Below are 24,985 nucleotides of genomic sequence, written 5' to 3' on the forward strand. Positions count from 1 at the left end.
AAAAACGCACGTTTAATTCTTTATAATGAACAATGGTTGTATAAGTAGTTACATGCTGTTAACATTTAAGGAATGTCACTACGAATCTAGCTGATTTACAGCCCGTGCTTCTGGCTCTCTTTTAGAAGTCGTTTGCTTACTGAATTTCGTCTCCTTCCTTCGTCTATTCAAGACAACAAGGCGTTGAAGAACAATAAAGATAAAAAGCAAAAAGCCAACCGCTATTTTTGTCCACCAAGAACTAAGGGTCCCTTGGAACATAATAATCGTTTGTATAATACCCATACTCAAGACGCCTAACAAAGGTCCTATTAAGTACCCGAAACCACCAGTTAATAAGATACCTCCTATTACACATGCAGCAATTGCATCCATTTCCATGCCCATTAAATGCAAACCATATCCTGATAACATATAGGTAGTAAAAACAAAACCACCTAAAGCAGAACAAAATCCTGAAAACATATAAACTAAAATAGTTGTTCGTTTGACAGGAAGTCCCATTAGTTTGGCTGAGCTTACGTTACCGCCAATCGCATACACATTCCGGCCAAACTTCGTGTATTTGGCGATAAAGATTGCGATAACAACGACAAATAACGAAATTATTGCCCCAATCGTTAAATAACCACCAAAAATAGGTACTTTCGCACTCGAAAGATAACTAAAGGTTTCATTCGATATGACTATACTCTCCGTATTAATTAAAAAACTAGCACCCCTAGCTAAAAACATACCAGCTAACGTTACAATCCAGGGGTGTAAATCAAATTGGCTAATCAAGAAACCTTGAAACCCCCCGAACAACACCCCGATAAAAAGGGTAAGGAAAATAACTAAAAAGGCGTTAAAACCCATATCCAGTAAAGTAGCGGAAACCATACTTATAAATGCAACAAAAGCTCCCACCGAAAGGTCAATTCCCCCAGTAATAATGACAAATGCCATTCCGGTAGCGACAATAATCAGATAAGCATTATCAATAAATAAATTCAGAAAAACTTGTGAACTAAAAAAACCAGTAAAGGATAAAGACCCATATCCGTATAACAAAACAAGTAGAACGGTTGTAGCCAAGATAAAAATATGATTTTCCTTTAAAGCTATGTTAAAAAATCTCATGTGGATAGCACCTTCTTTTTACCGAAATTTGCAAACATTTTTCTAAAGGATTCAGCTTGCATTAAACAAACAAGAATGACGACCACTGCTTTAACGACCATCACCACTTGTGGATTTATCCCAATTGAATAAATCGTTGTAGATAAAGTCTGTATAAATAGGGCTCCAACAATTGTTCCACCTAGAAAATACCTACCGCCTCGCATAGATGTACCACCGATTACAACCGCAAGGATGGCATCAAGTTCAAGCCATAATCCCGCATTGTTAGCATCCGCACTACTGACATTTGCACTGACAATAATCCCAGCGATTGCCGCACAAAGTCCACTTATCGTATAAACTATTAGGATAATTTTTTTAGGCTGAATGCCTGCAAATTTACTGGCTGTCATGTTATTACCAATAGATTCTAAAAACAATCCCATCGCCGTACGTCTCTTTAAAAAAATCATAATTAGAAAAACAAATATACCGATATAAATAGGAAATGGAAAACCAAACAAAAAACCTGTTCCAATATAATCATAGATCCCATTATCAGTGGTTAATATTTGTCCTCCTGTTATTAATTGCGCAATTCCTCTACCGACAACAAGTAAAATTAATGTTGCTACCATTGGTTGAATTTCAAATACCGAAACAAGAACCCCATTCCAAAAACCACAGACAATTCCGACAATCAATGCTATGATTAATGCCACCCAAACATTTTGATGTTCCATAATTGCTATTGCTGTAGCACCAGAGATTGCCAATACCGAACCAACTGAAATATCGATACCTTCTTTTGCAATAACGAGTGTCATGCCAATTGAAATGATGACTAAGGGTATCGAGCGATTTAATATATCGATAAGACTTCCAAATAAATGATTGTCTTTTACTTCAACTTGGAAAAAACTAGGATCTATAATAAGGTTTAAGACAAGTAACAACGCTAAAGCTATTAACGGCCAAAATATCTTTCGTCTCGAAAATCTAAGAAGGGATTGCTTCATCTATTTCATCTCCTTTAGCTATCATGTCCATAATATTAGACTCTGTCATTATCTCACCTTGTAATTCTCCAACTTTGTTGCGATCCCTTAAAATAATGACTCGATCACAACAAGCGACCGTTTCTTCAAGTTCAGCAGAAATGAACAAAATCGTAATGCCTTCTTTTGCTAAATCAAAAATTAATTGTCTAATTTCTTGTTTTGATCCAACATCAATTCCACGAGTTGGTTCATCAAGGATAAGTAAAGTTGGGTTTGTCGCTAGCCACCTGGCTAGAATAACCTTTTGTTGATTTCCACCACTTAAATTATCAATTCGTTGTTCCATGCTTGGGGTTTTGATTCGTAATAATTCGATATATTTGTTTGCGATCTTTTCTTGTTCTTTCATAGGGATATATTTTAATAATCCTTTTTTTGTTTGTAATCCGAGAATGATATTTTCACGAATGGTTAAATCATTTATGATTCCTTCTACCTTCCGATCCTCTGGACAGAAGCTGAACCCTCTTTCAATAGCTGATTTTGGGTTTAAAGACCGAATCTTCTCATTGTTAAGATACAGTACTCCCTGGTCAGGTTTATCAATACCAAAGATTAACTTTGCTAGCTCCGTTCTCCCTGACCCCAACAAACCAGCTAGGCCTAATACTTCTCCCTTACGTAACTCGATATCGAGTGGGAGAATCGAACCCTTTCTTGCGAGATTTTTTCCACTTAAAAGTACTTCAGCTGAGGTTTGCTTCTCACTTTTGTGTTTTTGATTTGAGCTCTCCTCCCACTCTCTTCCTATCATTTTCGAGACTAAATCTTTTCTAGGTAGTTCCTTTGTTTGATACTCTCCTATATAGTGGCCATTTCGTAAAACAGTGATTCTATCAGATATTTCATAGACTTGTTCCAAAAAGTGACTAACAAAGATAATGCCCATCCCTTCTTCTTTCAAAACCCTCATCACCTTGAATAACTGGTTGACTTCATTCTTATCGAGGCTTGAAGTAGGCTCATCAAGAATGAGAACCCCACTAGACATATCTACCGCTCTTGCGATCGCTACCATTTGTTGAATGGCTGTAGAATAAGCAGATAGAACCTTCGTTACATCAATGTCTATATTCAATCTTGTGAACAGTAATTGCTCTGCGCTTACATTCATTTGTTTCCAATTGATTTTTCCATTTCGCATTGGCTCTCTTCCAATAAAAATATTTTCTGCAACAGAGAGATTTTCACATAAATTCACTTCTTGATAAACTGCACTTATTCCCTTATTCTGTGCGTCTTGAGGAGAATTGATATTTATTTTTTCTTCTTTAAAAAATAAGGAACCATTATCCATTTTATGAACCCCTGTAAGCACCTTAATTAGTGTTGATTTACCTGCACCATTTTCGCCCATAAGCGAATGAATTTCTCCTTTTTTTAAGGTGAAATATACGTCAGATAATGCTTTGACACCGGGAAATACTTTGTTTATTCCTTCCGCTCTTATTAAGTAGTCAGAAACCACATAAAACACCCTCTTATATCTGTTTTAACCTATTGCTATAATGTAAGAACAGGCTTACTTAAAGTATAATTTTTCGTAGTAAATTTGTATTTAAAAATAAAAGTGATTATTTACACATTTCCGAACTAAGTTACTGCAATGTCATGATTGCTTATCTTTCAAAAAGATAACCCCGCTTCACTGTTAGTGAGCGGGGTTAATAATGGTAATACTAATAATTTCGTTTTTTCATTTCCTTTTTAGCTTCATCCTGGGTAAACGTCTCCTCGGATGTAATAATTTTCACAGGTATTTCCTGACCATTTTTTAATTCTTTGGCAGCTTGCATAATTTGTGGACCTAGCAATGGATTACACTCTACTGCAAAATTTAATTTCCCTGTACTCAATGCTTTAAAGGCTTTATTTGTAGCATCAATCGAAATAACCTTTATATCTACCCCAGGCCGTAAACCATATTGCTCAATAGCCTCAATTGCACCCATTGCCATATCATCATTATGAGCATATACAACATCTATTTTAGTACTATATTTTAATAAAGCATATTCCATCATTTCTCGCCCTTTTTCCAAAGTAAAATCACCTGATAACGAATCAATAACCTGTAGATTTTGTTCGTTTTCTATTTCTTCATTAAAACCCTGTTTTCTATCTACTGCTGGTGCCGAGTTCTTTGTTCCCTCTAGCTCAATAATATTAACTTTTTCTTGACTGGCTTTTTGGTGATCTACTACCCACTGTGCAGCTCTTCTTCCTTCTTCTACAAAATCAGAACCGATAAAAGTAGTCCACAGTGAATCATCTTCGACCTTTATTTCTCTATCTGAAAGTATGACAGGAATACCAGCCGCTTTTGCTTCTGCTAAAACTTCTTCCCAACCATGTTCTACCATCGGTGAAAAACCAATCACATCGACTTCTTGTTCGATAAAACCTCTAATGATTTCGATTTGTCTTTCTTGATTGTTATTTGCATTCTTCAATTGCAGATCTACGTTTTCCTGTTCAGCTGCTTTTATTATCGAATCAGTATTTGCCGACCTCCAAGCACTTTCATTTCCTACTTGCGCAAATCCCAATGTAACTTTCTCGTCAGACGAAACAATATCGGGCGAGTCACTCTTTTCAGCCAAATAACTGTCCACATTATCGTCATTTACTTCATGATTTCTTAATATAATCTTTTTTGGTATTTCAGTATCTTTTGCTAAAATGCGGACTGCGTATAACATAGCTTGTTTTCCACCTGTTGGCGTTATAAAAGTCGTGTCTATGATATTTTGTTTAACTAACTGGAGTCCTCCATTCGGCTTATCTACTCCATCACTACCGATAATTTTTATTTCTTTTAACCCTAAGGAGTCAAGTGCTCTATATACTCCTAAAGCCATCGCATCATTGTGCGCATAAACAAGATCAGGATTTACATTACTAGATTTAAAGAGTTTCTTTAATTCGTCCTCCGCTTTATCACGTTGCCAATTTGCGACAAGAGTATTTGAAATCTTTAATGTATCCCATTCATCAATTCGCTCTCTAAATCCACGACTTCTTTCTTCCGCTTGCAACGCACTTTTCAAGCCTTGAACCTCAATGATTTCACCACCATTATCTCCTAATAATTCTCTAGTGGCCTCTGCAGCCATTTCCCCTATTAAATAATGATCAGTGCCTATATAAAGTGTATAATTATAGCCCTCCACACCTCTTCCTAACACAATTACTGGTGTATCCTCATATACACTTGAGATAATCGGGGTCATCTCTTGAGAATCTTCAACAGAAACAATTAGCAAATCAATATCATATTCCTGCAACGTATGGATATCCTCCATTTGTTGTTCGGTACTTAAAGCTGCATCTGTATAGATCATCCGAATATTCGAATACTGAGACGCTTCTTTTTGTAACTCTTCATACATAGAAATTTGCCATGGTTCTACTAGATTAGGTTGTGACACCCCTATTACATAGTCGACTTCTGCTTCAGAATTGGAATTAACATTGTACACACCATTCGTTTCCATTAAAAATACAATGATAAGAATTGCTAATCCTATAATAGTCAGCACAATTCTTTTACTCATTTATTTTTTCCCCTGTACGGTATTCTGTAGGCGAAAATCCAACTACTTTTTTAAATGCATTACAAAAATAGTGTTGGGTACTATATCCCACCATTTCAGCTACTTCATATATTTTCAGATACGGATCCTTCATCAGATATAATGCTTTGTTAATTCGAACATTAGTAAGATATTGCACAAAGGAAACACCAATATCACTCTTGATTTGTTTACTTAAATATGTGGGATTGACTTGCACATAATTCGCAACCTGCTTTAAAGAGATAGAATGGTTATGAAAATGTTGATCAATATAGTTTTTAGCTAATGCCACAATCGGCGTCATTTTGTTTGCTGATTTTAAATCTCTTATCATTTTTTTATATTCAGAAGGAAAATCCATAAAAGTTGATAATAAACACTCCTTGCATGTAACCACCTTCCCTAAGAAGCGTTCTAAATGTTTTACAATGGTTCGATTTATATCAAGTAATGTTTCTGTATCAATATCAGGAACCAATAAGACAATATGCCCGGATTGGTCTTCAAATATTTCAAAGGATTCAAAATCACTTAAAAGCTCACTCATAATATTTTTTATTGAAAAGCTTAACAAAACATCATTCCAGTTCTGCTCGCTACTTCCGATATTAATCTCTTTAATTACTTTGAAAACCGTTAAACCTGTATTTTTGGTTAAAGGGATTCCAAATAAATTAGCATGTTTTTCAAGTGTCTCATCTAGATAAAGGCCCAGACTCCAATTTAACAAGAATTTTTCTTTTAGAAACTGTTTATTCCCTTCCAACTGGCTTTCGCGTAACTTATTTCTCGTTTTATTCTCTAAAACTTCAATTGCTCTCTCTATTGCTAGTTTTAATTCTGGCTTCTTAACTGGTTTTAATATATAATCAAGCGTTCCCATCTGTATTGCTTTTTGTGCATAAGTGAACTCATTATAACCTGATATTACAATAAAGACAGCATCAGGTAAGAGGACACGTAGCTGATCCATTAATTCTAACCCATTTAAAAAAGGCATATTTATATCTACAAAAAGTATATCAGGCTGCAATTCCTTCGCTTTTTCCAAAGCTTCTTCTCCGTCTTCTGCCTCGCCTACAACATTAATAGAAAATGATTGCCAATCTAGTGATTTTTTCAAGCCTCTTCTTATAATATCTTCATCTTCAGCAATAAATAATTTCCACATAATTAGCCTCCTTGACTAAAATGTCTTAAGAGGAAGGATTACCTTTACTGTTGTCCCATTTTGAAAGTCACTATCTACTTCCACCCCGTAATCAGATCCGTATGTTAATTTAATTCTTTCGTTCACATTAAACAACCCATAACCCTTCGACTCATTAGAATCTGTTGTTTTTAAATAATTATTTATTTCCCATAATTTATCTTTTTTAATACCTATTCCAGTATCATGTACTGAGAATAAGAGTTTGTCATCTTTTGAATCAATATCTATTAGGATCTTCCCTTTCCCTCTTTTATTTCTAATTCCATGATAGATGGCATTTTCCACTAGGGGTTGCAAGATCAGCTTTAAAACTTGGAACCCTTTTACTTTCTCATTTATATTTATTTCATACTCTAACTTTGATTGATATCTTGTCAGTTGAATAATAAGATAACTTTTTACATGCTCCACTTCTTCCTCTACAGTGATATATTCTTTACCTTTATTCAATCCTATCCTAAATAAGGTTGTAAGCGCATTCACTAAATCCGTTATTTTTGTAGCCCCGTATTCATCTGCCATCCATTGAATTGTGTCCAAAGTATTATATAAAAAGTGTGGTTTAATTTGTGCTTGTAAAATTTCTAGTTCCGCTTCTCGTTTACTTTTCTGTTCTTTATATACCAGTTCAATTAAACGTTCTATTTCGTCTATCATTTTATTATAGCTTTTTCCTAATTGCCCTATTTCATCTGTATATTTGGAATGAAACCTTAGATCAAACCTTCCTTCTTCAACATTTCCCATTAATGTTTTTAATTTATTAACAGGTTTGGTAATCATACTCGCAAAAAACAACGAGAACATAGATCCTACAACCAAAGTTATTAGAGCAATTACAAATGTGAGTTTTTGAACTTCAGATACCACTTTTGTCGTCTCGTCTAATGAAAACACACCAGCAACCTTCCATTCAATATCTGAGATTGTATTATAAATAATTTGATAATTATCTCCATTTATTGTTTTTTCGATTGGTGATCGATTCTGCTCTACCAACCAATTGGGATGGATTCGATAGACAATATCATTAACAGGTGCATACACAATTTTTCCATTTTCATCCGTAATAAATACAAATCCACTTTTCCCCAGCTTAATAGATTCGATTATATCCCTTATAAAATCTAATTTTAAATCAATTAATATAACACCTATCGCCTCATTTGTAATAGGGTGTTTATATGCCTTTACAAGTGTAAGAACATTGTTGACCTGATAATTGGAATTATTTTTTATATTTCTACCGATCGGATTACTTACCAAATGAATTTTATTTGGTGACTGAATCGCCTCTAGATACCACGGCTCTTTTGTAAGTGGATCTCTTGATATACGATTAATCTCATTACTTAAGAATTTATCCTGCTTATTTAAGACTAAAATACCTGCAATTTCGGGATGTTTCTCTTTATAAACCTTCATTTTCTCTTTGATTATCTGATCAGAAGAATCTACATCTAACATAAATGCTTTCACTGCTTCTTCTTGAAAAAGGTAGTAAATAATATTCTCATTTTCTTCGATCATTGTTTTAATATTAGTCCAAGCTTGATTAATCATTTGATCCGTATGCATATTCGCTTCTTCCTCAAGCGAATCTTTATAAATATTCCCTCCCAAAAAACTTAGAGTAGATACACATAAAATAATAATTATAAAAAAATAAAATAAGAGCTTGAATCGAATACTTCTATTATTAAAATAGTAGACGACCTTTTTTACATTGATGGGTCTTCCCCCTTTTTTAAAAATGTTAACGAAAATTATCAAGGTATTATGAATGGTTATACCGTGTTAAATTTTATTATTCATTATTAAGAACATTTTATCAAGAGGCAATTTATATAAAACGGTTTGAAGTTCGTACTCTTCCATTCTATTTGTCCGTTTTAACAGATGCATAAAAACCGGGATTGCAAAAACAATCCCGATTTTTTAAACTTTTTAATACTTACGATCAGGTAGGGCTGCTTCTGCTTCTTCAGCACCTACAAATACTGTTTCTTCTGTTTTAATCCATCTCTCAATTTCCTTACCATCCATTAAATCTTTTGCAGCCTGTGCTAATTGTGGCCCTAGCAACGGATTACACTCGACGATGATATTTGCTTTTCCGGCAACTACTGCTTCAAAAATATCTCTAATTCCATCAACAGAGACAATCTTTATATCTTCACCTGGTTTTAAACCATATTCTTCAATCGCCTGAATAGCCCCAAGTGCCATGTCATCATTATGTGCATAAACCGCATCAATATTTTCCCCATCTGATTTCAAAAAGGCTTCCATAACTTCTTTCCCTTTTGATCTTGTAAACTCTCCTGTCTGCGATTTTATAATATTATAATTATCATTTTCTTCTATTACATTCGCAAATCCTTCCATTCTATCATTTGCAGCACTTGCTCCTACCGTACCTTGTAATTCTACAATATTTGTTTCTACATCTTCACCAATTAGGTTAATTAATTCTTTAGCTGCATTTTCACCTTCAAGAATAAAGTCAGAACCAATAAAACTGGTGTATAAAGTTTCGTCTTCTACTTCAATACCACGATCTAATAAGATTACTGGAATACCTGCGTCTTTCGCATCCGTTAAGACGGTTTCCCACCCTGACTCTACTACAGGCGCTAAAGCAATGATATCTACTTCCTGCGCGATGAAATTTCTAAGTGCTTTTATTTGATTTTCTTGTTTTTGTTGAGCATCCGAGAATTTCAATTCAAACTGTGGATCATTTTCTAATGTTTCTTTGATCGATTCTGTCTCAGCTGTTCTCCAGCCACTTTCTGCGCCAATTTGTGAAAAACCAACTACAATTGGATCAGAGGATTCTTCACCTTCACTTTCTTCACTATCATTTGTTGTTTCCTCATTATTCTCCTCTGCAGTAGTGTCTTCATTAGAAGAATTTGTGTTCTCTGTATTACATGCTGAAAGAATAAAAACTAATGATAACACCGTAACAAAAATCATCAACACTTGCTTGATACTTTTCATGTAACTCTCCCCTTTTATTAATTTTTGACTCCTGTTTAGTTTAAAAGGGAACACTATAAAAGTATTTACAATAATATTTGTTTATTTATAAATTTCCGTTCATTATTAATCAAACATTTTAAAAAGCGTAATCAGTAATTCTAAAATACTGTTCAAAATATAAGCATTACTCAAATTGAAACCGTATACAATTTTTTATAACTTTTTCACCAATAATTTATATTAACTTTCAAACCAGTTCGCTTTATGATGAACAAGAAGCAAAAATAAATCAAATGGGGGTTTCATCAATGAAAAAATTATTGTTCATCTTATTGTTCTCATTATTAACTTTCGTCGCATGTAGTAGCTCAGAAAATGAAGCGGAAAGTGATGATACTACTGAAACTGAATCTAGCGAGGAGAAAGTTACACTTAGCTTCCTTTCATGGGACGGGGAAGAAGCTATGAATCCAGTAATAGAAGGATTCGAAGAGGCACACCCGGAAATTGAGATTGAATTCTCTCATGCACCACCTGTTGAAGGCTATATCTCAAATTTGCAAACACGATTATTATCTGATTCAGCAGCAGACGTATTTATTATGGCTGCCGAAAACAGAAATGATCTAATACAAGGAGATTACGTAGTCGATTTAACCGATGAAGCATTTATGGAGCCTATTAGTGAAGCAAATAAAGCAGCTTACTCACAGGATGGAAAAACGTATGCATTATCTGTTTCTTCATGGGGTGGTGGAGCATTCTACAATAAAAAAATATTTGAGGAAGCAGGTATTGACCCAAAACCACAAACATGGGAAGAGTTCATTGAAATAGGTAAACAATTAGAAGAATTTGGCGTAACACCTTTTTATGATACATTTCAATCAGAAATTCCAGGGAGTTTATCCGCATTATCCGGTGCCGAAATCATTTCCGATAACCCTGATTATGACACACAACTGTTTAACGGAGAAACAACTTTTTCAGATGAATGGACATCTGTTTTAGAAACCTATAATCAATTATTTACCGAAGGAATTGTCAAAGAAGCAGCTTTAGGTCTGAACGGTGATCAAATACTAAGTGAATTTATTAATGAAAACGTTGCAATGCTTATGACAGGGCCATGGAATATTAATGCAATTGAAGAAGGGAATCCAGATCTTGAATTTGGCGTAATGCCAATCCCTGGAACTGAAGAAGGAACACTATTTGCTTCTGGTGCAGCTTCTCCAGGTTATGCTATCAATAAGAGCACAGAAAATATGGAAGCAGCAAAAACTTTTTTAGAATACCTATCAAGTCCAGAGGGTCTGGAATTAATATATGAAGGAACAGGCGCTTTCATTACTGCAGATGGATATGAGGCAGAAACACATCCGAGCCTTGAATTAATTAGTGAAGCATTGTTAGATAATAGATATTATTTACCACAAATATCTTGGCCAAGACATAATAATGAGCTAAGCCAAGAATTCATCGTTGGCATCCAAGATATGATTATGGGAAACAGCACACCTGAAGATATAACTAATAGACTTGATCAAAGATTGAATGAATTAGAAGGTAATTAATCATTGACAAATGAAGGGTGTAGATCATGATCTGCACCCTATTCATGATGGGAGGTATAACAATGAAATCAAGATTCCAATGGCAATATCAAATATTTTTAATACCAATTTTAATTGTTTATACACTATTAATGGTCTATCCATTGTTGAAAGCTTTTTATTATAGTTTGACTGACTTTGGAGGGTATGACCGGAATTTCAGCTTTGTAGGCTTGGATAATTATATTAAATTATTTAGTGATTCCGCTATTGTCCAAAGTTTAGGCTTCACATTATATTACGCAATTTTGTCAACAATTATTATTACAGTATTAGCAATACCATTAGCGATTGTGTTGGACACGAAGTTTATTGGACGCAATTTTGCTAGAGCAGCCTTTTTCTTTCCTGCGATACCAAGTACTTTACTATTAGGTTTCGTATGGGGGTTTATTCTATCACCAATTTCTACAGGAGTATTAAATAACGGATTAGAAACATTATTTAATATAGGACCAATTCCTTGGTTGTCTGATCCAGACCTAGCGAGAATATCAACGATTATTGTGGCAACTTGGAATCAAACGGGCTGGCATGCCATTATTTATTTAGCTTTCTTGCAAGCAATACCAAAAGACTTTTATGAAGCAGCCGAAATTGATGGAGCAAACGCTTGGCAAAAATTCCGAAAAATCACCGTTCCATTATTAGCGCCTGCCATGACAATAAGTGTAATGCTACTATTAACAAACGGTTTAAAAGTATATGAAATGCCCTTTGCTTTAACAAGTGGTGGACCAGGTTATTCAACGTATACACTTACACAAGTTATTATCCAACGAGGGGTTGCTGAGTCTAACTTTAGTCTTGCTTCTGCCTTATCGATTGTCTTTTTTGTACTTGTTCTATTCATCACTATATTCCAAGTGACCATTATGCAAAAAAGGGAGGAAAAAATACAATGAAAAAAAGTAATATTATCTTAAGCTTGGTAATGCTTCCGATCACGATTATCATGATTATTCCTTTTTATTATATTTTAGTAAATACAATTAAATCGCCACAAGAAGCAGCTCAAAATCCTTTAGCTTTGCCTAAGGAGATTTATTTAGACAATTATGTTGAAGTATTTACCCAAGTACCACTGTTACAAAGCTTTTGGAATACTTTCTTTGTCACGTTTTTTTCGATTCTTTTAATGATCATTATTGGTGCAATGGCAGCTTATCCTTTAGTTTTTAACATGAATAAATGGAATAAAGTGATCATGATGTATTTAATTGCAGGTTTTCTAATCCCTTTTCAGACAACCTTGATTCCTTTATTTGAATTAATGGTCAATTTTCAATTCGTTGACAAACTATATGGTCTTGTATTTGTTTACATGATTGGAACGATCTTCTGCTTCTTTTTAACAATGGGATACATGAGAACGATTCCTAAAGATTTAATTGAAGCAGCAACAATTGATGGTTGCAGTGTTTTCGGGATCTTTTGGAAGATTATTCTTCCACTATTACAACCAATTATTGTTACGATTGCTGTTTTTCAAACAATGTGGGTATGGAATGACTTCCTTGCACCCAATTTATTTCTTAATTCTCCAAGTAAAAATACATTAGTATTAGAAATTTTTAACGCACGGAGTCAATATACTGTCGATTGGCCCTTATTTATGACATTGAGTGTGATTGTATTAATACCGATGGTTATTTTCTTTTTAACGATGCAAAAATATATCGTCAAAGGACTAGTGGGTGGAGCTGTCAAAGGCTAAGAATCATTTAAAATTATTATAATTGGGAGGGCTAAAAATGGAAAACAAAGAAGTGAAAGCCCCGCTATTCAGAGATCCTATCTATGACGGTGCTGCAGATCCGACTATCATTTGGAATCACCTAGAAAAGCAGTGGTGGATGGTTTATACTAACAGAAGAGCAACAAGTCCTGCCGATGACTTTTCTTGGGTGCATGGAACAGATTTAGGAATTGCCACATCAAAAGATGGCGTCGATTGGTTATATCGGGGAATTATCGAGAATCTAGACATTGAAAAAGGTCGAAATACTTTTTGGGCACCAGAAATCATTTTTGCGAACAATACCTATCACATGTATGTTAGCTATATAACTGGGGTTCCTTGCAAATGGGAAGGCCATCAACGCCATATTTTACATTATACCAGTAAAGATTTATAGGATTGGCATTTTGAATCAACGTTGTCCTTAAGCTCCAATTATGTGATTGATGCTGCTATCCACCAACTCCCAGACGGACGCTATCGAATGTGGTATAAAGATGAAGGAAATAATAGTGAAACGTATTGCGCAGATAGTAGTGACTTATATAACTGGCAAGTGATTGGACCAGTAATTACCGACTTTCCACATGAAGGAGTAAACGTCTTTCAATGGAAGGATAGCTATTGGTTAATCGTAGATAAATGGGACGGACAAGCTGTATATCGTTCCGAAAATGGTCAAGACTGGACTTATAATAGTACCATATTAGATCAAGATGGTACCAGACCTGATGATACTGGTTATGGTTATCATGCCGATGTATTAGTCAATCAAGATAAAGCTTATATCTTTTATTTTACTCATCCTGAACGTGGTAAGGACCCTAATCAATCCTATCACAGTAAACGATCTTCTATCCAAATAGCAGAATTGGAACATAACAATGGTAAAATTATCTGTGACCGTAACAAAGATTTTCGTCTTATACTTTAGAAAGTTTAGCAGGTGTTAACCCCCAGTTGGTTAGCACCATCTTTCTATATGAAAAAGAAACGTGGAGTTAAAATTTGCATTACACATTTCATCTATGAGGTGCTTACAACCATGAATAGAAAAATTTCATTCCCATCCTTTTTTTCTAAGAAAAGTATCGTGTTGCATATCTTTGTTAGTTTCGCTTTCATTAATATTTTAATGATTTTAATTGTGGGTATTACAATGATAAGGGACTCGACAAATGCCATTAAAGAAGAAGCGCTCTTCTTTAATTACAAAATCGTAGAGCAGGCATCTGTTGGATTGAACAATATGATTGATGAGGTCAAGCAACCCTTATTCATCCTATCACGTAATCGATCTGTGATTCAGTCTATTATCAACCATGAAGATATGGACATCGGTCAACAGCTTATTTATAAAAGAAACATTAATCAAGTTAGTTCGAGTGTTAGTGAATACAAACCAATTATCCGTGATATTTTAATACTTGGGGAGAACGGATACTACTATAATTTAATTGGCTCGAAAACAATTGACTGGGAATTTGATTTTAATGAGTTGGAATGGTTTCAAAATGCTCTTGCAAATAAAAATACACAAATTAAAAGCTTAGGATTACATCAACAAGTGTACTATTTAGATGAATACCGTGAACACGATGAATACACTATCTCCTTGAGCATCCCTATTCATAGTTACCAACGAACCGTAATAGGTTCTGTCATTCTTAATTTGGAGCTTGCAATGATTCAAGACTTTTTTAATTTTAATCCCTATAATCGAGGAGAACTGTTTTTACTTGATGAAGATAATACGATTTTAGCTCATTCAGATAATCAATTAATCGGAAGTGCATTCGCGTTAGATGATGCGACAACAAGAAGTAAGGAAGGCCTTGAATATTCAGAAGGTAAATTAAATGGAGAACAATCGATCGTGGTCTCCCTGCCTAGTTCTATTCAAGGGTGGAAATTAGTACATGCTACAAATTTAAATGAAATCACTGAAAATACGAACCAATTAAGTGACAAATTATTAAACATACTATTAATCAGTTTAGTGGTCAATATTTTGGTAATCTTTCTGATTTCGAAACAGATTTCTAAACCATTCCAACACATGTTGAATGACATTAACAATGACTTGGATGAAAATTTCAATATTCCTGAACGTGAGTACAAACTATATGAACTGAATTCTATTTATAACATATATTTCAATTTAATGAAAAAAATTAAAACTCTGATCCGTAACAATTACCTTACTGAAATTTCGCTAAAAGAAAGTGAGATTAAATCGTTACACTCACAAATGAATCCACATATGATTTTTAATACCTTACAATTATTGCAAACAGAAATTGTATTTGGAAATAAAAAAGAAGCCAACCAAATCATCTTGGCTCTAAGTAAATCATTACGATATGGGATGAATCAAACACACCAACTTGTTACATTAAAAGAAGAAATTGAATACATCAAAGAATACCTATATATCATTAATAAAAAATTTCAAGAACCAATTAAGCTAGCAATCGATATAGATGAGGAATTGTTAACTACGAAAGTGCTAAGATTAACCCTTCAACCGATCATTGAAAATACAATTAAACATGGATTTAATGAAGATGGCGGCGAAATTCGTATACACACACAGAAAATGCAACAATCACTCAATATCATCATTACCGATGATGGGGTTGGTATGAAGCAAACAGCATTGGATAGAATGAATAAAGCACTCTCACTTTCAAGCATCGAAACTCAAAGCATTGGCATTTTTAATTTAAACCAGCGTATTAAACTAGAGTTTGGCGATTTATATGGATTATCTTTAGAGAGTGAAGAGGGAAAATATATGAAAGTGTTTATCAAAATACCTTTAGACAATAAGGGAGGTGTCTTCAATGAAAATATTGATAGCTGATGACCAGAAATCCCTTCATCAATACTTAACCGGAGTGATTGATTGGAAAACATTAGGATTTGAAAAAGTCATCCATTCTTATAATGGTGAAGACACACTTCATCTTTTACGTACAGAAAAGCCAGATCTGTTAGTTCTAGACATTGAAATGCCCAAAATGAGTGGTATTGATGTATTAAAACATCTTCAGAAATCGAATGATGTTATTCCTAAAACCATTATTCTAAGCGCATTTAATGAATTTGAATATGCACAAAATGCGATCGAGTTAGATGTGAAAAAATATATTCTAAAACCAGTAGATGAAACAGAACTGGTAGCAGTAGTAAAGAATTACATTAGTGAAATTAACAACGAAAAGTCAAATTTGCTTCATGATAGGTTTTATAATCTATTGATTAGAGGAAACAATGAAGAAGACTTTACAGAGCTACAACAGCTTTTTGATCACCTAAATAGTACTGAATATAGAATACTGTATTTAAAATTACTAAATGGTTCAGCAACAAACACATTCAAGCAGCATTTACAAAATTGGGATCTTGTTGTTATACAACTAAATGCAACGGAAGTATATCTATTTATAAAAGATCCTATGAACCAATTAACGATTCAACAATTAAACAATGATCTAAACAAAGCTACAAATGGATTAAAATATTTCGCAGGTATAAGTCCACCGTGTTCTTACATTACGCAATTTTTAGAAATGGGTGAATTAGCCAAAACTTTTTCAGATATGGGTTTTTATCAACCTAATACCATTCATGAATTTCAGGAACATGATCAACCGTTCCGCTACCAACGTGCCCTTAATACGGAACACTTTTTTAACACGTTTAAAAAAAGTATCGAGTATGACTATATGAAAGACACCGATATTACGAATGAGTTGAACGAGATTTTAAATAATTTTAAAGAGCAATCCCTACACCCAACATATGTGCTGGAATATATTTGTGATATTGTAGATACAGTAATGCCTGCTTCATCAAAAGCTACAGTGGAATCTCTTCAATTGCAAAATAAAACATATGATGACATTAAAATCTGGATCGTAAAAGCTGTGGAAGACATACTAAAACAAAATAGTGATTCTTCAGATAAAATAAAGCGCATTCAAAACATTAAAAAATATATTGATCATTATTATATTGAGCCTTTATCTTTACAGCTATTAGCAGATCAGTTTCATATCGATAAATACCAATTAAGCAAATTATTCAAAACTGAATTTTCATTAACACTTTGGGCTTATGTAACAAAAGTAAGAATGGAAAAAGCTGCTGAATTACTTACAGATACTGATTTAAAGATCTATCAGATTTGTGAAAAAATTGGCATGGATGAAGAGAGTCATTTTAGTAATGTCTTTAAGAAATACTATGGGATTAGTCCCAAAAAATATCGTAATCGTTAAACCATACAAATCTATATTTAAATATCCTGTATAATTGTCGTTAAAAATAGAGTTATAACTTTATCAACATGAAACAGCCTATCCATAGCAATATATGGTAAGGCTGTTTTTCATCTCAAACGATTATGATTTATCACAAAATCTTCTTTACACAATTTGTTAAAAGCCTTTGAACATTATCATCCATTAATCCTTCTTCCAAATGTGCTGGTATCAGACAAATCACATCCCCTTTTCCAAACCGATGATTCCACCCTCCAATCGACTTTCCATCTACGGACTCTGTTGTCAAAAACACATTAGTCTTCTCTTCATCACACTCCACAAAGTAATGTTCGTCCAGGATCGTAAAGCTCGTTCCTTCTTCTATTATTACAGAGTTCGGTTTTGCCCTATATGTTACTTGTTGATGTTCTGGTGGGTGGTATTTGAATTGACCATGAAGCATGGATGTATAAGCCTGAACATTATCATAACTAGCAAGGCCAGAATGCCAAGCCAACCAACCTCCACCATTTTCTACATACTTAGCAATTACGGATGCTGCCTCTTCATCCATCCATGTTTTAACCTGTTCATCCTCTGGATTTATTCGATTTTCGGCAAACAAGATGACGGCATCTGGGTTGCTGGCTAAGCTTTCTACAAGTTGATCAACAGATCTATATTCTAGCACAACGGTCTCCTCGATAGATTGTATAGCAGATTCAAGCGCATGTACTGCCCAATCTTTTCGATGATAATAATCACCTAAAACAGCTAATATTTTTTTGGCCACGTTTCTCTCCTCCTTGTTGAAATCAAATTAAAGCGTTATCATTACATTCTACAAAAGAATTAAATACAAAGCAAAAACCCCAATAAATTATATGGGGTTTTTGTTTTACCATCTATAAACACTTGCACAAGTATTTGCCTGTGGTTCATAGTAACAATGTTGTTTGAATTGTCCTGTAAATGGTTGATCATACCATGTAGGTGGACACTCACCATACGGATTAAAGTACCATAGTGCATATTTAGAAGGATGTTGGCGCCAATACTTTAGCGTTTGTTCCGCTAACCTTTTTTCTACACCTCTTGCCCGGTTATAAAAAACGTTTCCTTTTTGAACTGCTTCAAAGGAATAGTTACCACCTTGCACTTGAAAGATCACATCTCGAATCGACCGTAAATCCTCAAAATCCAAACAATCCGCCTTCGCACGATTCACAATCACATTACCAACCATCAACATCCCAAGACGCCCCTCACCCTCAGCCTCCGCACGCATCATCCTCGCCATAAGATTAACATCATTCGAAGTGTATTTAACCCTCGGCATTCATCATCACCTCCTGTGAAACATGGGGACGGTTCTCCTGTTTCATTAAGCTCACTTACTTATTTAGATAGTCATTTTTATCATATACAAAAGACTATTTTTTGTTCTCGTAACATTTTCCTGAAATATTTGTATAATAATCTGAGTTCATTTTTTAGCAAGGGGTGAATATATGCCTGCAATAACTGGAAATGTCTATACGCATCGATTACAAAACCTCAAAATAGAGCTTTGGCATAATGGACAACGAATAGACGATATTATCAATCATTCTGCCTTCAAAGGAGTGATCAAAAGCCAAGCCGCTCTTTATGACTTACAACACAAAAAGGATTTTATGACGTATCGATCACCCGTAACAGGTCATCCGATTGGCGTCTCTTATTTACAACCCGTTACCAAGGAAGATCTTATTCAGCGAAGAAAAATGGTGCAAGAATGGGCAAAGCTAAGTGGAGGCATGCTTGGTAGAAGTCCTGACTATATGAATACCATACTTATGACGTTTGCTTCATCCGCTAAACTACTAAGTGGAAAAGAAAATTGCTTTCCACAGCATTTAATTGATTTCTATGAAAAGGCAAGAGAAAAAGATCTCTCTTTTACACATACATTTATAAATCCACAGGTCAATCGCTCGGCCCTTTACTTTGAAGATTCTAAAGAACCGATAGCTGCAAAAATTGTAAATGAGACAAAAGAAGGCATCGTAATTAAAGGAGCACGATTACTCGCAACACAAGGAGGACTGACAGATGAGATTATCGTCTTTTCTCCAGGTGGAATCACGGATAAAGCTTACGCCTTTGCCTTTGCTATTCCAAGCGATACAAAGGGATTGAAATTTATTAGCAGAGATTCCTTTGTTGATGGTGAGTCTGCGTATGATTATCCGCTCAGTTCGAGATTTGAAGAATCTGATAGTTTGGTAGTATTTGATGATGTAGTCGTTCCGTGGGATCGAGTGTTTTTTTATCATAATACCGAAATATCCAATACGTTTAAAAACGACAGTGCTTTTCTTCCATTTACATTACATCAGATTGTGAGTAGGCAAATTATTAAAACTGACTTTTTAATAGGACTCGCAGAATCAATTGTGGATGCGATAAATATTCAGGAATATCCGCATGTTCAGGAAATGATGGCAGAAATGATTACAGTGCTCGAAACGATGGAAGCACTGATCATAAAAGCGGAAGTCAATGCTGAAACGGATGAGTTTGCGTTGATGCGCCCTGAGCTTGCACCCTTACAAGTAGCGACAGCTCTTTATCCAAAAGTGTGTGCTCGCCTATCTGAAATCATCCAATTATTAGGTTCCAGCGGATTAGTATCGATCCCAACCGAAGCAGACTTTGAATCGGAGATAAAAACCGATTTAGATCAATATTTACAAAGTGCGACATTAAACGCAAAAGACCGAGTACAATTATTTCGACTAGCATGGGACGCCACCATGAGTGCATTCGGCAGCAGACAAACTCAATATGAACGCTTTTTCCTCGGAAATCCCAACCACCTAGCCAGAGAACTCTACAAAAATTATGACATCAAAAAGCAAACAGATTATGTCAAACGATTTTTGGGGTGAAACAGGGGGACGGTTCCTCCGAAACAGGGGGGACGGTTCCTCCTGTTTCATTACGCTCGATGAATCAAGCTAACCGAAACTCCTAAAATCCTTGAGCCTTGTCGTTGGGATAGACCTTCTATTTCTTTCACTCTTCGCAAAAGATCGTCTCGTTCGGCTTTAGGCAAACTTTTTACCTGAGCAAGATTTCTAGAACCGAGAACTCTTTTTATTTTATCCCTTGCTTCTTCATCTGTTAAATGTCGCACCTTTTTAGCCTGATTTTCAAAACAACTATCATTATTGTTTTGCTCGTTAAACTTACGAAAATGCCCCAGTGCAATTGCTTTATCACCTGAAAACATGTTCAGTACCACATCACTATCAAGTAAATGCTTATGAGAACTACCTTTATCATAGTATCCAGAGCAACTACTCCAAGCCCACTCCTCTATTCGAGAGACAAGGCCGGCTTTCACAGGATTCTGGTGAATATATCTCAAAACCGTCATGAAGTACCGTTTCGTTTCTACGTTTTCACTTCGAAAGCGATCCTGAAAAAGGTGTCCAGTTGTTTTGTATTTCCTGTTATAATAATGGACATAACTGACCTCAATACGTTTCATTGTTATCGATAGTTCTTCATTACCTTCTTTTAATAGTAGGTGGACATGGTTATTCATCAGACACCATGCAAAAATATGGCATTCTACTTGCTTTTTATACTTGATTAAAATATCCAAAAATCTCACATTGTCTTCATCGTCATGAAAGATTTCTTGCTTATTGGCACCTCTAAGCATGACATGATAGATACCACTTTTACTTTTCTTTCTGGCTTGACGAGGGATTTTAATCACCACATTTACATAACATATTTTTTAAAGGCATTACGGTGAAAGTGTTATAGGTTTTAAAAATTCATTCGAAGGTCAGAACAGGATTAGTTTTTCTTATTGGGAGAAAAAATAATGGATCGTTAAAGGAAAAGGTGGACAGGATGCGCGTGAGAGGGAACAGATAATTGCAATATCGTGAGTTTGCCCAAAGAGTTGCACACATATATATATTTCTACAAAGTAACCGAAAATCCTTCCTAAAGTTCAACATTTCAAAAAGGATTTCGCCAAAATATATCAAAAGTGAAACACGAGAACCGTCCCCGTGTTTCACTTACTGCAGAAAGGTTGATTACATGAAGTGGGATGAGTTGGTTTCTTTTATTGATGATTTGATGGGTGGGTTGTTTTCGCTTAGGGTGTTGGTTTTGGGTGCTGATCTTGAGAGTTTGAAGGGTGATTATGAGGATCAGTTGCCGTTGTTTTTGTCTGCTCGTCAAAAACAGCAAATGACAAGTAAATTGATGACACTCCCGAGTCAAGGAATGATTACTCATTATAAAGATTCTTTGATGATGAATTATATTACTTTTTATGCTGATCCTGAACATGTTGTCGTTTTCGGGCCATTCATTGAACAAGAAATAACAAAGGAAATAGCGGAGGAGTTAATGCAGGAGAATCATTTTCCTATTTCTTACTCATTAGCTTTTTATACCTATTATGAGTCACTACCCGTCTGTCGAAGTACCGAGTTACTTTTTGTCGCAAAAACTATTATCAACAAGCTGCTCCACATGAAATCAGATCCTATCGTTAAAGAAATTGTATTAGAGAAAGCAGATAAATCATTGGATAAGGATACTGAACAAAAAGATTATGCTGAATCAATCATGCCCTTATTAGAAAAAAGGTATGAGGTGATCAACCAATTGAATTTGGAAGTGCAATATGGAAATACTGCAAAGGCCATTGAGCACCATTTAACACTTAAAGAACATTTAAAAGTGATTAAGCGCAACCGCAATCCATTACGTAATCAGAAAAATCTGGCATTTGTTCATAATACCCACCTCCGAATTGCCACTGAGCAAGCGAGTGTGCATCCAATTTATCTGGACTCTATTTCCAATCATTATGCGATTCTGATTGAAGCATCGACAAATGTCTTCGAATTGGAGCAATTAGGTATTGAGATGATTAAAGAATATTGTCGTCTTGTTAAAAAATACAGTTTACGAAATTTCTCACCACTCGTTCGAAAAGTTGTGAACTACATACAAATTCATTTAAGTGATGAGCTGACATTAGATCAATTAGCTGCATATACAGGAGTGAGTACCTCTCACTTATCACGTACCTTTAATAAGGAGGTACACGAATCGATTCCTAATTATATCAATCATGCTCGTGCGGATAAAGCCGCTCAAATGCTTGAGTTCAGCCAGCATTCAGTACAAGAGGTTGGTGAATATGTTGGCTTCTATGACCTCAATTACTTTACAAAAGTATTTAAAAAATACTATCAAAAGCCTCCAGCTCAATATCAAAAGGAACATGCTTATTATTAACCTAAAAGAAGGGAAAGCACAATGCTAACCCTTCTCCTCCTAGTATTTTATTCATAAGACAAGCCAAATCCAAACCCATACGCATTCCCATGCTTGTCCCGATACACATAGTCTTTCCCTTTAGCAGACCCCGGAATATCCCCAGGACTATTATCCAATACTTTTTGATTTGCTGGAATCGTAAACGGCAGCTTTCCAGTTGGATTAAACCTTCCACGAAGCACATCAATTAATGGCTCATATTTGATACCAAAAGTACTAAATACCGCACTCGCACCTGATTCCACTTCACCGATTAACCATGGATTCGTCATGTTAATACCTAAAAGAGTTGGAACTTTTTCTTCAATCTCTTTGATACGTGTCACATCCACACCTGTTTCTAACCCTAACGCTACTGATAATGGTTGATCCGGACGATCAGCTACAGGGGTTGGAGAAACAAGCAATAAAGCATCTGTCGCTTCCTCTAGGTTATCGGTTATCACCAAATCTGGCTCATGATGGTGGATCGCTTCTTTTAATTTGTCGCTCTCCTGGACCGCTCCATCCTTTTGGAAAACTTCAACATATAACGTCATATCTTTTAATCGCTCGTCTTTTATTGGTAACAGATCTTGATCATTTCTGAGTAAAACCATCGACCTCCGATGTGCCTGATCTGCTAACTTCTGAGATTCCTTACTTTTGGCAACCGCTTGGGCATTCTGCTCGTCGACATATGGATTTTCAAATAAACCTAATTCCATCATTTCTGTCAGCAGATACGTAACCGATTGATCCAATTTATCCTCACTAACCAATCCTTGTTCTACAGCTCTTAATAATGTAGAAGGATCTGCTTCGTCTGAAAACATATGAACACCTGTTTCAATTGCCTTCGCATATCTTTCTTCTGCAGATAACTGCTCGACGCCCCATGGCATCATATTAATAATCCCGGTATCTGAATTGACATAGCCTTTAAATCCTAGTTCTTTCCTTAAGATACCTTGAATAATCGCTTTATTATAAGCAAAACCAATCTCTTCAAAGGCTTGATCTTCTTTCAATTGTTGCGCGCTATGCTGATTGCTAGGATAAGAATAGTATGGCATGATCGATGATGTTCCTGCTTCGACAGCCGCTCGAAAAGGTGGAATATGATAACGATACAAACTTCCTTCTGTCGGATATGGGTTAAAGCTGCCCCACGGATAATGAGGATCATATCCTTTATGCCGTGCTCCACCGCCAGGAAAATGTTTCGTTGTCATCGCTACACTATTTCCTCCTAATTTTTCACCTTGAAAACCTGTGATCACGGAACGAATCATTTTTGATACAAGATCAGGATCTTCACCAAAAGTGCCATTATAGCGCATCCAAAGTGGGTCTGTTGAGATATCCGCCATATAACCATACATTTTATGAAGGCCTGCTGCTCGCCATTCTTTGGCCGCAATTTCAGCGAATTCCTTCACCAACTTTTCATCATTAGTAGCAGCTAGTCCTAATTCCCCTGGCCAAATCGAAAACTGCCCTGACGCTTCCATCATCCCATGATACAAATAACCGATATGATTTCGGGGGTTGGATACCATTACAGCTGGAATTCCTAATCGGGAGCTTTCCGCCACCTCTTGAATTTTATTCGTCCATTTCGCCAAATCTTTAGCTTCGGGATTATCACGAACAATAAAATATCTTAAATTTAAATCAAGTATCCCTTTTGTTGTTCCAGCATTGTATAACAAAGGTTTTGGTAATTCATAGTTATCATCTCCTGGTTTCGAGAATGGGTGTGTTTTTAATACGACATCTGTTTCATTTAATAAGCCTGTTTCATCTGTATCTTTTAACTTATTTTCTCCTGGGATCTTTGCGGAATTTGGCATATATTGTGAAGATATCATCATTAAGCCAGCTTTCTCTTCCAAAGTCATACGCGATACTAGATCCTCTACCCTTTCTTGAACGGGAAGCTCCCAATTTTCATACGGATCCAGTACGCCATTCCCATTTAAATCCCGGTACTGTTTACCATTGACAGTGATCATATCCTTTACTCTCGTTGTTACTTTTTGTCCATGCATGTTTTCTCCTCCTCGT

Annotated in this window: 20 protein-coding genes; 9 read left to right on the forward strand and 11 right to left on the reverse strand. The window is 35.3% G+C overall.

All coding sequences use genetic code 11. The annotated features are described in order from the left end of the window. Positions 1 to 78: 78 nt before the first annotated feature. From yjfF to BN3107_RS15290, 7 genes are all read right to left on the reverse strand, one after another. Positions 79 to 1,122 carry a galactofuranose ABC transporter, permease protein YjfF gene (gene yjfF / locus BN3107_RS15260; protein ID WP_058308491.1) on the reverse strand — a complete coding sequence of 348 codons (1,044 nt, stop codon included), beginning with the start codon at positions 1,120 to 1,122 and terminating at the stop codon, positions 79 to 81. Then, positions 1,119 to 2,123: an ABC transporter permease gene (locus BN3107_RS15265; protein WP_058308492.1), complete on the reverse strand. Its 1,005-nt coding sequence runs from the start codon at positions 2,121 to 2,123 to the stop codon at positions 1,119 to 1,121. The genes yjfF and BN3107_RS15265 overlap by 4 nt, the downstream gene beginning before the upstream one ends. Continuing rightward, on the reverse strand, positions 2,104 to 3,633 hold the full coding sequence (locus tag BN3107_RS15270; RefSeq protein ID WP_058308493.1) for a sugar ABC transporter ATP-binding protein: 1,530 nt from the start codon (positions 3,631 to 3,633) through the stop codon (positions 2,104 to 2,106). Before BN3107_RS15270 ends, BN3107_RS15265 begins: the two co-directional genes overlap by 20 nt. Before the next feature lie 211 nt (positions 3,634 to 3,844). Beyond that, positions 3,845 to 5,722 (reverse strand): substrate-binding domain-containing protein, encoded by a 1,878-nt coding sequence (locus BN3107_RS20040; protein WP_058308494.1) that lies wholly within the window; start codon positions 5,720 to 5,722, stop codon positions 3,845 to 3,847. Next, the gene (locus tag BN3107_RS15280) at positions 5,715 to 6,914 is read right to left on the reverse strand and encodes a response regulator transcription factor (RefSeq protein ID WP_058308495.1); all 1,200 of its coding nucleotides are present in this window, start codon (positions 6,912 to 6,914) and stop codon (positions 5,715 to 5,717) included. Before BN3107_RS15280 ends, BN3107_RS20040 begins: the two co-directional genes overlap by 8 nt. 15 nt (positions 6,915 to 6,929) lie before the next feature. Further along, positions 6,930 to 8,729 (reverse strand): cache domain-containing sensor histidine kinase, encoded by a 1,800-nt coding sequence (locus BN3107_RS15285; protein WP_331456364.1) that lies wholly within the window; start codon positions 8,727 to 8,729, stop codon positions 6,930 to 6,932. Between the two features lie 174 nt (positions 8,730 to 8,903). Next, the gene (locus BN3107_RS15290) at positions 8,904 to 9,962 is read right to left on the reverse strand and encodes an ABC transporter substrate-binding protein (RefSeq protein WP_058308496.1); all 1,059 of its coding nucleotides are present in this window, start codon (positions 9,960 to 9,962) and stop codon (positions 8,904 to 8,906) included. A gap of 290 nt (positions 9,963 to 10,252) precedes the next feature. Here BN3107_RS15290 and BN3107_RS15295 point away from each other — a divergent pair, with 290 nt between their 5' ends. The 7 genes from BN3107_RS15295 to BN3107_RS15320 all read left to right on the forward strand — a co-directional run bounded on the left by BN3107_RS15295 (position 10,253) and on the right by BN3107_RS15320 (position 17,587). Continuing rightward, positions 10,253 to 11,521 carry an ABC transporter substrate-binding protein gene (locus BN3107_RS15295; protein WP_058308497.1) on the forward strand — a complete coding sequence of 423 codons (1,269 nt, stop codon included), beginning with the start codon at positions 10,253 to 10,255 and terminating at the stop codon, positions 11,519 to 11,521. Positions 11,522 to 11,583: 62 nt separating this feature from the next. After that, positions 11,584 to 12,465 carry a carbohydrate ABC transporter permease gene (locus BN3107_RS15300; protein ID WP_058308498.1) on the forward strand — a complete coding sequence of 294 codons (882 nt, stop codon included), beginning with the start codon at positions 11,584 to 11,586 and terminating at the stop codon, positions 12,463 to 12,465. After that, positions 12,462 to 13,277 carry a carbohydrate ABC transporter permease gene (locus BN3107_RS15305; RefSeq protein WP_058308499.1) on the forward strand — a complete coding sequence of 272 codons (816 nt, stop codon included), beginning with the start codon at positions 12,462 to 12,464 and terminating at the stop codon, positions 13,275 to 13,277. The genes BN3107_RS15300 and BN3107_RS15305 overlap by 4 nt, the downstream gene beginning before the upstream one ends. A 37-nt stretch (positions 13,278 to 13,314) precedes the next feature. Next, the gene (locus BN3107_RS20155; protein ID WP_231735349.1) at positions 13,315 to 13,698 is read left to right on the forward strand and encodes a glycoside hydrolase family protein; all 384 of its coding nucleotides are present in this window, start codon (positions 13,315 to 13,317) and stop codon (positions 13,696 to 13,698) included. Positions 13,699 to 13,785: 87 nt separating this feature from the next. Beyond that, positions 13,786 to 14,235, forward strand: coding sequence for a glycoside hydrolase family protein (locus BN3107_RS20160; RefSeq protein WP_231735351.1), 450 nt, complete (start codon positions 13,786 to 13,788; stop codon positions 14,233 to 14,235). Positions 14,236 to 14,346: 111 nt separating this feature from the next. After that, on the forward strand, positions 14,347 to 16,167 hold the full coding sequence (locus BN3107_RS15315) for a sensor histidine kinase (protein WP_058308500.1): 1,821 nt from the start codon (positions 14,347 to 14,349) through the stop codon (positions 16,165 to 16,167). Further along, entirely contained in the window at positions 16,148 to 17,587 is a 1,440-nt protein-coding gene (locus BN3107_RS15320; RefSeq protein ID WP_058308501.1) for a response regulator transcription factor, read from the forward strand. Before BN3107_RS15315 ends, BN3107_RS15320 begins: the two co-directional genes overlap by 20 nt. 133 nt (positions 17,588 to 17,720) lie before the next feature. Here the strand turns inward: BN3107_RS15320 and BN3107_RS15325 are convergent, their stop codons facing one another. Both BN3107_RS15325 and BN3107_RS15330 read right to left on the reverse strand, forming a co-directional pair. Further along, positions 17,721 to 18,365 (reverse strand): ThuA domain-containing protein, encoded by a 645-nt coding sequence (locus tag BN3107_RS15325; RefSeq protein WP_058308502.1) that lies wholly within the window; start codon positions 18,363 to 18,365, stop codon positions 17,721 to 17,723. A gap of 105 nt (positions 18,366 to 18,470) precedes the next feature. After that, positions 18,471 to 18,911, reverse strand: a complete 441-nt coding sequence (locus BN3107_RS15330; RefSeq protein ID WP_058308503.1) for a cell wall hydrolase — start codon at positions 18,909 to 18,911, stop codon at positions 18,471 to 18,473. A 172-nt stretch (positions 18,912 to 19,083) separates the two neighbouring features. Here BN3107_RS15330 and hpaB point away from each other — a divergent pair, with 172 nt between their 5' ends. Beyond that, a complete protein-coding gene (gene hpaB / locus BN3107_RS15335) occupies positions 19,084 to 20,505 on the forward strand; it encodes a 4-hydroxyphenylacetate 3-monooxygenase, oxygenase component (protein ID WP_058308504.1) in 1,422 nt (473 codons plus the stop codon). Between the two features lie 50 nt (positions 20,506 to 20,555). On the opposite strand, the gene BN3107_RS15340 is transcribed toward hpaB, so the two are convergent. Next, complete coding sequence (locus BN3107_RS15340; protein ID WP_316245038.1) at positions 20,556 to 21,347, reverse strand: REP-associated tyrosine transposase; 792 nt, start codon at positions 21,345 to 21,347, stop codon at positions 20,556 to 20,558. 332 nt (positions 21,348 to 21,679) lie between these two features. Here BN3107_RS15340 and BN3107_RS15345 point away from each other — a divergent pair, with 332 nt between their 5' ends. Continuing rightward, on the forward strand, positions 21,680 to 22,894 hold the full coding sequence (locus BN3107_RS15345; protein WP_058308505.1) for an AraC family transcriptional regulator: 1,215 nt from the start codon (positions 21,680 to 21,682) through the stop codon (positions 22,892 to 22,894). 47 nt (positions 22,895 to 22,941) lie between these two features. Here the strand turns inward: BN3107_RS15345 and BN3107_RS15350 are convergent, their stop codons facing one another. Next, the gene (locus BN3107_RS15350) at positions 22,942 to 24,969 is read right to left on the reverse strand and encodes a glycoside hydrolase family 3 protein (RefSeq protein ID WP_058308506.1); all 2,028 of its coding nucleotides are present in this window, start codon (positions 24,967 to 24,969) and stop codon (positions 22,942 to 22,944) included. Positions 24,970 to 24,985 lie beyond the last annotated feature (16 nt).

This window comes from Gracilibacillus massiliensis (genome assembly GCF_001458115.1).
Classification (GTDB): Bacteria; Bacillota; Bacilli; order Bacillales; family Amphibacillaceae; genus Gracilibacillus; species Gracilibacillus massiliensis.